Raw genomic sequence first — 13727 nt, forward strand, 5'->3', positions numbered from 1 at the left:
TCCCGGGCTCCGGTGCACGGGTCCCGTACGGCGACCGGGCCTCCCGTACGCGGCCGGAATGGGCGGCCCGTGGGCCGCGCCCTCCTAGAGCTCGACCTCGCGCATCAGCATGCCGACCTCGGTGTTGGTCATCCGGCGCAGCCAGCCGGACTTCTGGTCGCCCAGGGCGATCGGGCCGAAGCTCGTCCGGACGAGCTTGTCGACCGGGAAACCGGCCTCGTCGAGCATCCGGCGCACGATGTGCTTACGGCCCTCGTGGAGCGTGACCTCGACGAGGTAGTTCTTGCCGGTGTTCTCCACGACCCGGAAGTGGTCGGCGCGGGCGTAGCCGTCCTCCAGCTGGATGCCGTCCTTGAGCTGCTTGCCCAGGTCGCGCGGGAGCGGGCCCTGGATCGCGGCGAGGTAGGTCTTCTTGACGCCGTAGCGCGGGTGCGTCAGGCGGTGGGCCAGTTCACCGTGGTTGGTGAGCAGAATGATGCCCTCGGTCTCGGTGTCCAGCCGGCCGACGTGGAACAGCCGCGTCTCGCGGTTGGTGACGTAGTCGCCCAGGCACTGGCGGCCGTCGGGGTCCTCCATCGTGGAGACGACACCGGCCGGCTTGTTCAGCGCGAAGAAGAGGTACGACTGGGTGGCGACGGTCAGGCCGTCGACCTTGACCTCGTCCTTCTCCGGGTCGACCCGGACGCCCTGCTCCCTGACGATCCGGCCGTTGACCTCGACCCGCGCCTGATCGATCAGCTCCTCGCAGGCCCGCCGCGAGCCCATACCGGCCCTGGCCAGCACCTTCTGGAGCCGCTCGCCTTCCTGGTCTCCGAAGGTCTTGGGGGTCTTGATCTGCGGCTTGTCGTGGCGGGCGCGGTTGCGCTCCTCCACCTGGGCGTCGTACTCACGGGGCCGCGCCGGGGCCTGGCCGCGGCCGCGCCCCGCTCCGCCCCGGGCGCCGGGGCCGGACTTCGCTCCCGTACGGGGGCCGCCCTTGGCGCCGCCGCGGGCCGCCGCGCCCCGGCTGCCGCCCTTCGGCGCGCCCTTGCGCTCGTCGTCGCGGCCCGCGCCGCCCTGGCCACCGGATCCACCCACGTCGTAGCGGCGCTCCTCGGGACGGGGCCGGCCCGCGCGCTTCTGCTGGTCGTCGCGGCCCCCCGTGCCCGAACGCCGGCGGTCACCGCCGGCGCCCGCGCCTCCGTTGTTCCGGTTTCCGCTGTTCCTGCCGCTGCTTCGCATCAATGATCCGTCTGAGAGTCGCCGCTGTCGTCTACGTCGAACGACGGGATACCTTCCGGGGAGTCACCCTCGACCGCGTCCGCCTCCGGGAGGAACGGTGCGAGCTCCGGGAGCTCGTCCAGGCCGCGCAGGCCCATCCGCTCCAGAAAGTAATTCGTCGTCCTGTACAGGATCGCACCTGTTTCAGGTTCCGTCCCCGCCTCCGCCACCAGACCGCGCTGGAGGAGGGTGCGCATCACGCCGTCGCAGTTCACGCCGCGTACGGCCGAAATCCGGGAACGGCTGACCGGCTGACGGTACGCGACCACGGCCAGAGTCTCCAACGCGGCCTGCGTGAGCCGGGCCTGCTGCCCGTCCAGGACGAAGCTCTCCACCGCGTCCGCGTACGCGGCCCGGGAGGAGAACCGCCAGCCGCCGGCCACCAGCCGCAGCTCGAAACCGCGGCCCTGGCGGGCGTACTCGTCGGACAGCTCGCGCAGGGCCAGCGCGACGGCACGGCGGGGCCGCTGCAAGACCCTGGCCAGGTGCTCCTCGGTCGCGGGCTCGTCGACGACCATGAGGACGGCCTCCAGGGCCGGCTTCAGCGCCAGCTCCGCGACGCCCAGCGCCCCGGCGGGCGCCGTCGCGGCCCGCTCCTGCGGACCGGGCTCCGCGCCGTGCCCCACACCGGGCGGGGCGCTGCTCGCCGCTCGGCCGTACGCATCGGCCGTGCCGATCGCGTCGGCCGTATCCGTCGTGGCGGCGTCACCCGTTCCGTACGTGCCGACTCCGTATGTGTCGTCGCTCTCGCCTGCCTCGTGCCCGCCGGTCACGTGCGCTCCGTCTCCGTTCCGTCCTCGTCCTCTGCTGCTCTTTCCGCCTCGGCCGGCTCGTCCGGCATCGGCGCCTCGGTGGCGCGCGCGTCCGGTTTCCGGTCGAACTCGTCGGTGACGACCGGGTCGGCGTCCGTCGTACCCGTCCAGCGGACCGTCAGCGGCCCCAGGGCCTCCTCCTGGTCCAGCGCCACCACGCGCTCCCGGTAGAGCTCCAGCAGCGCCAGGAAACGGGCCACGACGGTGAGGGTGTCCGGCGCGTCCGCGACCAGTTCCCCAAAACCGGCCTCGCCCGCCTCCCGCAGCCGCGCCACCACCACCTCGGCCTGCTCCCGCACGCTCACCAGCGGCGCGTGGATGTGGTCGAGGTGGAGCTGCGGCCTGGCCCTGGGCCGCATCGCCCGCACCGCCAGTTCGGCGAACCCGGCCGTCCCGATACTGATGACGACCTCGGGCAGCAGCTCGGCGTGGTGCGGCTCCAGTCCGACCGTACGGGGGAAGCGGCGCGCCTCGTCCGCCAGCCGCCCGCTGAAGATGTCCGCGATCCGTTTGTACGCGCGGTACTGGAGCAGCCGGGCGAAGAGCAGGTCGCGGGCCTCCAGCAGGGCCAGATCCGCCTCGTCCTCGACCTCGGCGGCGGGCAGCAGCCGGGCCGCCTTCAGGTCCAGCAGCGTCGCCGCGACGACCAGGAACTCGGTGGTCTGGTCCAGGTCCCAGTCCGGCCCCATGGCGCGGATGTGCGCCATGAATTCGTCCGTCACCCGCGACAGCGCGACCTCGGTGACGTCCATCTTGTGCCGGGAGATCAGCTGGAGGAGCAGATCGAAGGGGCCCTCGAAGTTGTCCAGCCGGACGGTGAACCTGCCGTCGTCGCCCCCGGGGGACGGTGCTCCGTCCGGTGCCGGCCCCCGCGGCTCGTCCGGACCACGGGGAGGTGCCGCCGACGGCCCGTCCCCGGGGGCGGGCGGCTCGGCGGGCCGGCCGGGATCCGGTTCGCCGTCCGGCCCGCGGCCGATGGTGCGCCGCGGCGCGCGGAGGGAGCGGGCGTCGTCGTTGGTCGTCGGCATCGCGGTCCATGGTGCTGCGGTCCCCGCGCCGGGGCGACGGGCTGGTCACGGGCGGGATTCCCGGCGGCTCCGCCAGGGGTGCCCCGCCGAAAAGGCAGGCTATCCCGCCGGTCCGCCCCGCCGGGAACGCCGCACGGCCGGGGCCCCGGCGGGGCGGCAGGACGTCCTAGCGTCCGCGCAACCGCCGTACGAGGATGCTGGCGTCGCCGCGCGACTCCAGGTCGGCGAGGACGACGGCCACCGCCTCGCGGACGATCCGGCCGCGGTCGACGGCGAGGCCGTGCTCACCGCGCAGCACCAGACGCGCGTGTTCGAGGTCCATGAGCTCCTCGGCGGAGACATAGACGGTGATCTTCTCGTCGTGCCGCTCCCGGCCGCTGGGGCGCCGGTTGGCCCCGCGGCCGCCGCGACGGCGGCCCGTCCCGGCCGCCTCTTGACCGTTCTGTCCGGCCTGTCCGGTCGAGCCGGTCTGGCCTGGCGTCCCGGCGGGCTGGCCCGCCTGGTGGCGGTGACCCTTGGGGCCTCCCTGGTCCGCCTCGCGGCCGCTGTGCTCGGCCGGGGCGCCGGCCGGAGCGTCCGTACCCGCGCCCGGCCCACCGTCGGCGGCCGACGGGCCACCGGCCTCCGGCTGCCGCAGCCGGACGGCGGTGGACGCCTCCGGCGCGTCCACGGCCGGATCGGCCTCGCCGGCCGGCGCGGGCACCCGGGGTGCCTCGCCGCCGGCCGCGGAGCCGTTCACCGCGCGGCGGGGAGACGAGGACTGGAGCCCCATCCCCCCGGTGGTGCGGAACAGTTCGTCGGCTCCGGGCAGACTCACTCGGCGTGACACCGGGCGAGCACCTCCCTGGCGAGCTGACGGTAGGCGGCGGCACCGACGGAGTTGGAGGCGTACGTGGTGATCGGCTCGCCTGCGACGGTGGTCTCGGGGAAGCGGACCGTACGCCCGATGACGGTGTGGTAGACGTGATCGTCGAAGGCTTCCACGACGCGTGCCAGGACCTCGCGACTGTGCACGGTGCGGGAGTCGTACATCGTCGCCAGGATGCCGTCCAGCTCCAGTTCGGGGTTGAGCCGCTCCTGGACCTTCTCGATCGTCTCGGTGAGCAGCGCCACCCCGCGCAGCGCGAAGAACTCGCACTCCAGCGGGACGATGACCTTGTGAGCCGCGGTCAGCGCGTTGACGGTGAGCAGACCGAGCGAGGGCTGGCAGTCGATGACGATGTAGTCGTAGTCGGCCAGCAGCGGCTTGAGCGCCCGCTGCAAGGTCGATTCGCGCGCGACCTCGCTGACCAGCTGGACCTCCGCCGCCGACAAGTCGATATTGCTGGGCAGCAGGTCCATGTTGGGGACCGCGGTCTTCAGCAGCACCTCGTCGGCCGACATACCCCGCTCCATGAGCAGGTTGTAGACCGTCAGGTCGAGCTCCATCGGGTTGACGCCGAGGCCGACCGAGAGCGCGCCCTGCGGGTCGAAGTCGACGAGCAGTACGCGTCGTCCGTATTCGGCGAGGGCGGCGCCCAGGTTGATGGTCGAGGTGGTCTTGCCGACCCCGCCCTTCTGGTTGCACATCGCGATGATCTTGGCGGGGCCGTGATCCGTCAGCGGTCCCGGGATCGGGAAGTACGGGAGCGGGCGCCCGGTCGGGCCGACCCGTTCGCGGCGCTGGCGCGCGGCGTCCGGCGCGAGCGTCGCCGCGTATTCGGGGTCCGGCTCGTACTCCGCGTCCGGGTCGTAGAAGTGCCCCTCGGGCAGGTCGTCGTAGTCGGCGAGTCGGGCGCGTTCTCCACTGCCCCGGTCGCCGGCCGTGGCGTTCACGTGATGGCCGTCCATGCTGTGGTGGGCTGTCGTGGTCATGCCCTGACGGGCTGCGAAGGTGTGGACTGCGACGGAGCCGACAGCCTCCGGCCCCGAGGGACCTGGGCCCCGTCCAACCGCTCCTGGCCGGCCACCTCCGGGAGTAAATGTCGACTCATTCACAAGTCGTCTTACCTCCTTGGATGTGACCAGGAAACTTATCGATAGGTCAGCGTGGCACCATGCCGACGGTTGGCGACTCTATGGCGTGTCGGGCATCCGCAGCAACACAATCCACCGGACCCGGCGCGATGTGTCGGTAACGGAACCCCGCAATGTCAAGGGTGCAAGCGGCATGAGCCCGATGTTTCGAGGGTGGGCGAAGCGGTTAAAGGGTTACGTTCACGGCGAGTTGGGAGCCGCCGGCCCGGCGACGGGGTCTCGGCGTGTCGCACACGCGACCGGCCGGGCCTTGTCGACAAGGCCCGGCCGGTGGTACAGCGTTGACGTGCGCGCTTGACGCGTCAGCCGAGCAGCGTGCGCAACTCGATCGATTCCAGACCGTGCGCCTCGGCGACGGAGGTGTAGACCACCTTGCCGTCGTGCGTGTTCAGGCCCTTGGCCAGCGCCGGGTCACGGCGCAGCGCCTCGACCCAGCCGCGGTTCGCCAGCTCCACGATGTAGGGCAGCGTCGCGTTGGTGAGCGCGTAGGTGGAGGTGTTCGGGACCGCGCCGGGCATGTTGGCGACGCAGTAGAAGACCGAGTTGTGGACCGGGAAGGTCGGCTCGGCATGCGTCGTGGGGCGGGAGTCCTCGAAGCAGCCGCCCTGGTCGATCGCAATGTCGACAAGGACACTTCCGGGCTTCATCTTGGCGACGAGCTCGTTGGTGACCAGCTTGGGGGCCTTGGCGCCGGGGATCAGGACGGCACCGACGACGAGGTCGGCCTCGACGACGGCCTTCTCCAGCTCGTAGGCGTTGGAGACGATCGTCTGCACCTTGGTGCCGAAAATCTTGTCCGCCTCGCGGAGCTTGTTGATGTCCTTGTCGAGCAGCGTGACGTGGAAGCCGAGGCCCACGGCGATCTGCACGGCGTTCCAGCCGGAGACGCCGCCGCCGATGACGACGGCCTTGCCCGCGGAGACACCGGGGACGCCGCCGGGCAGCACGCCGCGGCCGCCGGCCTGGCGCATCAGGTGGTACGCGCCGACCTGCGGGGCGATCCGGCCCGCGACCTCGGACATCGGGGCGAGCAGCGGCAGCTGGCGGCCGGCCGTCTCGACGGTCTCGTAGGCGATGGCGGTGGTGCCGGAGGCCAGCAGCGCGTCCGTGCACTCCCGGGAGGCCGCGAGGTGCAGGTAGGTGAAGAGGGTCTGGTCCTTGCGGAGGCGGTGGTACTCCTCGGCGATCGGCTCCTTGACCTTCAGCAGCAGGTCGGCGGTGGCCCAGACCTCGTCGGCGGTGTCCAGGATGCCGGCGCCGGCCGCGGCGTACTCCTCGTTCGTGATGGACGAGCCGAGACCGGCGTCCTTCTCGACGAAGACCTGGTGGCCGTGGCGGACGAGCTCATGCACTCCGGCGGGCGTGATAGCCACCCGGAACTCGTTGTTCTTGACCTCGCGGGGGATGCCGACCTTCACGTCGATCACGGTCCTTGGAAGAGTGCTTGCAGGAGAATCCATCCCTCATGCCAGGCATGGGGAACCGACCGCGAAGAACGCGGTGGATCCAGTCTATTGAAGGATCTCCTGTTGTCTAGCCTTGCAAAGCCATAAATTTCGTGAGGCGTGCTACCGATTTCGTAGGTCACTGCGGGTGATCTTCGAGGAGCCGCTCCCCCACGGCCCGGTGGAGCCGTGCGGCTGCTGGGTCGCCGAGCCGTTCGAGGGTGTCCGCAATCCGCAGTTGCAACGCCGCTTCCAGCCTCCCGTCGCCCGCGTTCCGGGCGAGGTGCACCGCCTCGCGACAGGTCCGCAGCGCCTCCTCGGGCCGGCCCGCGTACTCCTGCACCCGCGCCACCTCACCGGCCGCCCGCGCCTGACCCACGAGATCCCCGAGCCTGCGGTACGTGCCGGCGGCGGCCCGCCACTCCCGCAGCGCCTCGCCCCACCGCCCCGCGTAGGTGTGCGCGCCGCCGATCCGGCCGTGCAGCCGCGCCGCGTCCGCGCTCTCACCGCGGGTGAGCCGCAGCTCCAGCGCCCGCCCGTACCAGTCGGCGGCCCGCTGCCAGTCGCCCAGCTCGCCGTACGTACCGCCCAGCGACTCCAGCGCCCGGCCGGTGGCCACCGGGTCCTTGACCGAACGGGCCACCGCCAGCGCGGCCCGGTAACGGGTGAGCGCGTCCGTGTTCCGCCCGGCCTGGCCGTCCAGGTCCGCGAGGTTGAGCAGGGCGGCCGCCTTCTCGTGCGGCAGGCCGCGCCGTTCGGCGACCTCCAGGACGAGCCCGTGCAGGACATAGAGGTCCGGCGCGGCCGCCGGGCCCCGGTGCACGAGCAGCGTCCTGGTCAGCGCGGCCATCAACCGCCGGTCCAGGGTGTCGAGTTCACCGTCCGCGACGGCGATCCGGGCCGCGTCGAGCAGCGCCGCGCGGCGGCCGCGCAGCCACTCGGCGGCGGACTCGCGGGAGGCAAAGCGCAGCGAGCGCGGCAGCCCGGCCGTCTTCTGCCGGACGGCGGAATCGGCCGGTTCGCCCATCGCCCGGCAGGACAGGAGCAGCCGGACGGTCCGCTCCAGCATCCGGGCGCGGGCCAGCTGGACATCGGCGGGCCGCTCGTGCTCCTGGAGCAGCGCCCGCACCATCGCCTCCAGGCAGCCGGGCAGCCGGTAGCGGGGGTGTGACGCGGTCTCGGCGGTCCGGGCCGCGGCGGGCCCGTCGTCCTGCGGGGCCGGGCCCGCCGCGGCGCCCTCCGCCCGCAGCAGGCCCAGCGTGGCGAAGTCGCGCAGCGCCGCCCCGGCCGCGGCGACCGAGCAGCCGGCCAGCGCGGACGCGAGGTGCGCGTCCACCAGGCCGGCCGGTGCCAGGGTGAGCAGCCGCAGTATCCGGGCGGCCGGCGGCGGCAGCGCCTCGTAGGCCAGCCGGAAGGCGCGGTGCAGCGGACGGGCGCCGGTGGGCAGATCCGGCGGCAGGTCGATGGCGCGCAGCGCCTTGCGCAGGTCGGAGAGCGACGCCCGGGGGCGGGCCGCGAGCCAGCCGCCGGCCAGTTCCAGTGCGGCGGGCCGGCCGCCGCACTCCTCGGCGACGGATTCCGCGGTGCGCGGATCCACGGCGATCCGGGTCGGTCCCACGTAGCGGCGGAGGATGGCGACCGCGGCGGCGCACTCCAGACCGCCGAGGGCGCACGGCCGCACGTCCGGGACGCCGGTCAGCGGTCCGTGGGAGACCACCACGACCAGGGAGTCCGAGGCGTCCGGGATCAGCGGCCCCACCTGGTCGCCGCCCGGCGCGTCGTCGAGCAGCACCAGGGCGCGGCGGCCGGCGAGCGCGCCGCGCAGGAGCTCGGTCAGCTCGTCCTCGGTGGCGCCCGGCGGGGCGTCGGTGCCGAGCGCGGTGAGCAGTTCGCGGGCGGTCTCGTCGGTGGGGACCGGTGCGCCGCCCGGTCCGGTCAGCAGGGCCCGCACGACCCCGTCGGGGTAGTCGTCCGCGAGCCGGCGGAGCAGTTCCTCGGCGAGGGCGGTACGGCCCGATCCGGGGACGCCGGCGATCAGCAGGACCCGGCTGCGGGTGCCTTTGCGGCCGGAAAGGGTGTCGAGGCCGGGGCGTTCGATATCGGCGTGGAGCGCCTCCAGTTCGCGCTCGCGGCCGGCGAACCGGGCCGCCGGAAGCTCACCGAGAGCCACGGTGGCGCTGCGCCCGGCGGCGGCGCGGCGGCTCGGGTGGTGCGGCGCGAGGCCGTCCCGGCCGGGCTCCGCGGTCCGGCGGCCGGGTGCCGTGGGGGCCGCGTTCTCCGTCGCTCCGGGCGGGCGGTGTCCGCCGCCCACCGCCTGATCCGTCACGGGCCACTCTCCCGTCCAGCTGCGCCTGCGAGCCCGCCGCGGCCGCGGACGGGAACGCGACCGAGCGTAGTTCACCGCCGGTCACGCCCCGTGCGGAGCACGGCGGTTGGGTCACCCGACCGGAACAGCCGATGATCCGACCGGTGGCGGCGGGGGACGGTGCGGCGCCCCGCCATCGCCCCCCGTACCGGACCGGTGGCTCAGGACGCGAAGGGCCGGGCCGGCCACGGCGCGTCGGCCGGCCGCAGGGCGTCGGGGCCCGCGTCGTGCCGGGCCGCGGCGAGCGCGAGGACGCCCACGACGAGACAGTTGTTGTGCAGTTCGCCGGCGAGCGCGCCGCGGACCAGATCGGCGAGCGGCACCCGCGCCAGCTCCATGTCGGCCTCCTCCTCGGAGACCTCGAACCGCTCCCCCTCGGCCTCGGACAGCTCCCGGGCGAGGAAGATCCGGACGGCCTCGTCGCAGCCGCCGGGGGTGGTGTAGACGTCGGTCAGCACCCGCCAGTCCGCCGCCTTGACGTGCGCCTCCTCGTACAGCTCGCGCTCCGCGGCGTGCAGCGGGTGCTCGCCGGGGATGTCCAGCAGACCGGCGGGGATCTCCCACAGCTTCTGGCGTACGGGGTGGCGGTACTGGCGCAGGACCAGCACCCGGTCCGCTTCGTCCAGGGCGAGGATGGCCACCGAGCCGGGGTGGACCTGGTAGTCACGCGTGACGGTGGCGCCGTCCGGCATGACGACCTCGTCGGTGCGCACACTGGTCTTCTTGCCGGTGAACGGCGTCGTGGTCGCGGTGACCGGCCATTCCTCGGGCGTGTCCTTGATGACCATGCGCGTCCTCCTGTTTGAGCCTGTACCCGCTGCTCGTGCTCGTACCGATACGGAAAACCGGGGCACGGACCTGGGAAGAGGCCCGTACCCCGGCAACCGTATCCGTCGTGCCGTGCCCTACTTGGCGGTGCCCGGCTTGCGCACTGTCTGCTGCCGCTGCACGGCCGCCTTCACCAGACCGGCGAAGAGCGGGTGCGGGCGGGTGGGACGGGAGCGCAGCTCCGGGTGCGCCTGGGTGGCGACCAGGTAGGGGTGCGTCTCGCGCGGGTACTCGACGTACTCGACGAGCTTGTTGTCCGGGGAGGTGCCGGAGAACAGCAGCCCGGCCTTCTTCTCCAGCTCGCCGCGGTAGGCGTTGTTGACCTCGTAGCGGTGGCGGTGGCGCTCCTCCACGTAGGGCAGGTCGTCGTAGACCTCGCGCACGATCGAGCCCTCGGCGAGCTTGGCCGGGTACATGCCGAGCCGCATCGTGCCGCCCATATCGCCCTCACCGGCGACGATGTCCATCTGCTCGGCCATCGTGGAGATGACCGGGTCGGCCGCCGCGGGGTCGAACTCGGTGGAGTTCGCGCCCTCGATGCCGGCCAGGTTGCGGGCCGCCTCGATGACCACGCACTGGAGGCCCAGGCAGAGGCCGAGCAGCGGGATGCGGTTCTCGCGGGCGTAGGTGATGGCGCCGACCTTGCCGTCCACACCGCGGTCGCCGAAGCCGCCCGGGATGCAGACCGCGTCGCAGTCGGCGAGCTGTCCGGCGGCCCCGGCCGGGGTCTTGCAGTCGTCGGAGGTGACCCACTTCACCTTCACGCGGGCCTTGTTCGCGAAACCGCCGGCCCGCAGCGCCTCGGTGACCGAGAGGTAGGCGTCCGGCAGGTCGATGTACTTGCCGACCAGCGCGACCTTGACCTCGTGGTCGGGGTTGTGGACGCGGTCCAGCAGGTCCGCCCACTGGGTCCAGTCCACATCGCGGAAGGGCAGGTCCAGCTTCCGGACGACGTACGCGTCCAGGCCCTCGGCGTGCACGACCTTGGGGATGTCGTAGATGGACGGGGCGTCGGGGCACGCGATGACCGCGGCCTCGTCGACATCGCACATCAGCGAGATCTTGCGCTTGATCGCGGTGGGGACCTCGCGGTCGGCGCGCAGCACGATCGCGTCGGGCTGGATACCGATGTTGCGCAGCGCCGCGACCGAGTGCTGGGTCGGCTTGGTCTTCAGCTCACCGGACGGGCCGATGTAGGGCAGCAGCGAAATGTGCACGACGAAGACGTTGTCCCGGCCGACCTCGTGGCGGACCTGGCGGACCGTCTCCAGGAAGGGCAGCGACTCGATGTCGCCGACCGTGCCGCCGACCTCGGTGATGACGACATCGACGTCGTCGGTCGCCATCCGCCGGATGCGGTGCTTGATCTCGTTGGTGATGTGCGGGATGACCTGCACGGTGTCGCCGAGGTACTCGCCGCGCCGCTCCTTGGCGATCACGGTGGAGTAGACCTGGCCGGTGGTGACGTTCGCGCTGCCGTCGAGGTCGACGTCGAGGAAGCGCTCGTAGTGGCCGATGTCCAGGTCGGTCTCGGCCCCGTCGTTCGTGACGAAGACCTCACCGTGCTGGAACGGGTTCATCGTCCCGGGGTCGACGTTGAGGTAGGGGTCGAGCTTCTGCATCGTGACCCGCAGACCGCGCGCCTTGAGGAGGGCACCCAGGCTGGAGGCGGTGAGCCCCTTGCCGAGCGAGGAGGCGACGCCCCCCGTGACGAAGAGGTGCTTGGTCGTCGTGGATTTGGGCGGCATGGCCAAGAGGGAGCTCCCGTGGTCGCGAGGTGAGAGGTGCGTGGCGGCGCTGGTCCCGGAAGTTTCAGGGGGTGCCGTCGCTGCGGTCGGGGGTGCCGTGACATCTGCCTGGTCCCACCGGTCCACGGGGTACCAGGCTAACAGCGACCGGCCATGGTCGCTCCCGGCGACGCTCTCGGCGACCGGCGTGACGGAGGCCACCCGATCGGACCACCTCACTCCTCGCGAGCGTCGCGCGGATCACCCGCGTGCGTCGTATCCTGCTCGGACACTCGCAACGAGCCGTCCGGTAAGGCACCACCCCCGCCCGATTTCCGGTCCCGCTGCTCGGCGAAGTTTCATGGGCAGGACGGACAGAAACGTCCCATGGGGGGCGTCACTCCAGTTCGACGGGAGAGGCACGTGGCCGGGCGCATCGAGGACTACGCACTCATCGGCGATATGCAGACCGCCGCTCTAGTGTGCCGGGACGGCACGGTCGATTGGCTGTGTCTGCCCCGCTTCGACTCACCGGCGGTCTTCGCGGGACTGCTGGGCACCGAGGAGCACGGATTCTGGCGGATGGGGCCCGCGCACGGCCCCGCGGAACAGCCGAAACCGGCCGACCGCCGCCGTTACAAGGGCGATTCGCTGGTACTGGAATCCGAGTGGGACACCCCGCGCGGCACGGTACGGGTGATCGACTTCATGCCGCCGCGGGACGGCGCACCGCAGGTGGTCCGCATCGTGGAGGGCGTCAGCGGACGCGTCCCGATGCGCTCCGCACTGCGGATGCGGTTCTCGTACGGCTGGGTCGTGCCGTGGGTCCACAAGGTCGACGGCCGTACGGTCGCGGTCGCGGGGCCGGATTCGGTCTGGCTGGACACCGCCGTGGAGACCCATGGCGAGAACCTGACGACGTACTCCGACTTCACGGTGGGACCGGGCGAGCGGATCGCGTTCACGATCAGCTGGCAGCCCTCGCACCACAAGCCGCCGGCCCTGGCGGACCCGGAGGGATCGCTGGAGGCCACCGAGGACTTCTGGCGCGAATGGGTCGATCACTGCACGTACCACGGCCCGTACCGCGATGCGGTGGTCCGTTCGCTGATCACGCTCAAGGCGCTGACGTACGCGCCGACCGGCGGGATCGTGGCGGCGCCGACGACCTCGCTGCCGGAGTGCCTGGGCGGGGTGCGCAACTGGGACTACCGCTTCACCTGGCTGCGGGATGCCGCGATCACCCTGTCGTCGCTGCTGCGCACCGGCTACCGCGAGGAGGCGCGGGCCTGGCGCGAGTGGCTGCTGCGGGCGGTGGCCGGCGATCCGGAGAACCTCCAGATCATGTACGGCATCGCCGGGGAACGGGAGTTGGGCGAGAACGAGCTCAACTGGCTTCCCGGGTACGAGAATTCGCAGCCGGTGCGGGTGGGCAACGGCGCCGCGGGCCAGCTCCAGCTGGATGTGTACGGCGAGGTCATCGAGGCGCTGCACCTGGCGCACATGACCGGCCTGGCCCGTAACGACTACGCCTCTGTGCTCCAGTTGAAGCTGATCAGCTGGGTGGAGAAGCACTGGGACGAGCCGGACGAGGGCATCTGGGAAGTCCGCGGCCCGCGCCGCCACTTCGTGCACTCCAAGGTGATGACCTGGGTCGCGGTGGACCGTACGGTCAAGCTGATCGAGTCAGGGGACGTGGACGGTCCGCTGGAGCGGTGGAAGGACCTGCGCGAGACGATCCACCGGGATGTGTGCGAGAAGGGGTACGACAAGGAGCGCAACACCTTCACCCAGTCCTACGGTTCGCAGGAACTGGACGCCTCGCTGCTGCTGATCCCGCAGATGGGCTTTCTGCCGCCGGACGACAAGCGCGTCATCGGCACCATCGAGGCGATCCAGCGGGAGCTGGCCACCGAGGACGGCTTCATCCTGCGCTACCCGACGTCCGGCGACGGCCTCGGGGTCGACGGGCTCGAAGGCGACGAAGGGGCCTTCCTGGCCTGCTCGTTCTGGCTCGCCGACGATCTGGCGATGATCGGGCGGGTGGAGGAGGCCCGCAAGCTCTTCGAGCGGCTGCTCGCCCTCCGCAACGACCTCGGTCTGCTGGCGGAGGAGTGGGACCCGAAGCTGAAGCGGCAGGTGGGCAACTTCCCGCAGGCGTTCAGCCACGTTCCGCTGATCGACACGGCCCTGCGGCTGACCGCGAGCGGGGCGTACAGCGGCGGATAGCCGCCGGGCGCCCGGCG

Annotated in this window: 10 protein-coding genes; 1 reads left to right on the forward strand and 9 read right to left on the reverse strand. The window is 72.1% G+C overall.

Going from position 1 to position 13727, the window contains the following annotated elements; all coding sequences use genetic code 11:
• Window positions 1-84 precede the first annotated feature (84 nt).
• The 9 genes from IH09_RS08390 to IH09_RS08430 all read right to left on the reverse strand — a co-directional run bounded on the left by IH09_RS08390 (window position 85) and on the right by IH09_RS08430 (window position 11502).
• Complete coding sequence (locus IH09_RS08390) at window positions 85-1221, reverse strand: pseudouridine synthase (protein ID WP_052855470.1); 1137 nt, start codon at window positions 1219-1221, stop codon at window positions 85-87.
• A complete protein-coding gene (gene scpB, locus IH09_RS08395; protein ID WP_052855505.1) occupies window positions 1221-1886 on the reverse strand; it encodes an SMC-Scp complex subunit ScpB in 666 nt (221 codons plus the stop codon). Before scpB ends, IH09_RS08390 begins: the two co-directional genes overlap by 1 nt.
• 143 nt (window positions 1887-2029) lie before the next feature.
• Window positions 2030-3100 carry a segregation/condensation protein A gene (locus IH09_RS08400; protein ID WP_052855471.1) on the reverse strand — a complete coding sequence of 357 codons (1071 nt, stop codon included), beginning with the start codon at window positions 3098-3100 and terminating at the stop codon, window positions 2030-2032.
• Window positions 3101-3266: 166 nt separating this feature from the next.
• A complete protein-coding gene (locus IH09_RS08405) occupies window positions 3267-3917 on the reverse strand; it encodes a hypothetical protein (protein ID WP_052855472.1) in 651 nt (216 codons plus the stop codon).
• Window positions 3914-5077: a ParA family protein gene (locus IH09_RS08410; protein WP_094794467.1), complete on the reverse strand. Its 1164-nt coding sequence runs from the start codon at window positions 5075-5077 to the stop codon at window positions 3914-3916. Before IH09_RS08410 ends, IH09_RS08405 begins: the two co-directional genes overlap by 4 nt.
• A gap of 341 nt (window positions 5078-5418) precedes the next feature.
• A complete protein-coding gene (ald, locus tag IH09_RS08415; protein WP_052855506.1) occupies window positions 5419-6534 on the reverse strand; it encodes an alanine dehydrogenase in 1116 nt (371 codons plus the stop codon).
• A gap of 166 nt (window positions 6535-6700) precedes the next feature.
• Entirely contained in the window at window positions 6701-8887 is a 2187-nt protein-coding gene (locus IH09_RS08420; RefSeq protein ID WP_110952160.1) for a tetratricopeptide repeat protein, read from the reverse strand.
• 200 nt (window positions 8888-9087) lie between these two features.
• Window positions 9088-9714, reverse strand: coding sequence for an NUDIX domain-containing protein (locus IH09_RS08425; RefSeq protein WP_052855474.1), 627 nt, complete (start codon window positions 9712-9714; stop codon window positions 9088-9090).
• A 117-nt stretch (window positions 9715-9831) separates the two neighbouring features.
• Entirely contained in the window at window positions 9832-11502 is a 1671-nt protein-coding gene (locus tag IH09_RS08430; protein ID WP_052855475.1) for a CTP synthase, read from the reverse strand.
• Window positions 11503-11868: 366 nt separating this feature from the next.
• On the opposite strand from IH09_RS08430, the gene IH09_RS08435 reads away from it, so the two are divergent.
• A complete protein-coding gene (locus tag IH09_RS08435; protein ID WP_052855476.1) occupies window positions 11869-13710 on the forward strand; it encodes a glycoside hydrolase family 15 protein in 1842 nt (613 codons plus the stop codon).
• The last annotated feature ends 17 nt before the right edge of the window (window positions 13711-13727 follow it).

Source organism: Streptomyces celluloflavus, from assembly GCA_000720995.1.
In the GTDB taxonomy this organism is placed as follows: Bacteria; Actinomycetota; Actinomycetes; order Streptomycetales; family Streptomycetaceae; genus Streptomyces; species Streptomyces celluloflavus.

Bases quoted from the DNA above. Each gene is read 5' to 3' on its own strand.
- IH09_RS08430 (WP_052855475.1), bottom strand. From the start codon at position 11,502: ATGCCGCCCAAATCCACGACGACCAAGCACCTCTTCGTCACGGGGGGC.
- IH09_RS08400 (WP_052855471.1), bottom strand. From the start codon at position 3,100: ATGCCGACGACCAACGACGACGCCCGCTCCCTCCGCGCGCCGCGGCGC.
- IH09_RS08390 (WP_052855470.1), bottom strand. From the start codon at position 1,221: ATGCGAAGCAGCGGCAGGAACAGCGGAAACCGGAACAACGGAGGCGCG.
- IH09_RS08425 (WP_052855474.1), bottom strand. From the start codon at position 9,714: ATGGTCATCAAGGACACGCCCGAGGAATGGCCGGTCACCGCGACCACG.
- IH09_RS08435 (WP_052855476.1), top strand. From the start codon at position 11,869: ATGGGGGGCGTCACTCCAGTTCGACGGGAGAGGCACGTGGCCGGGCGC.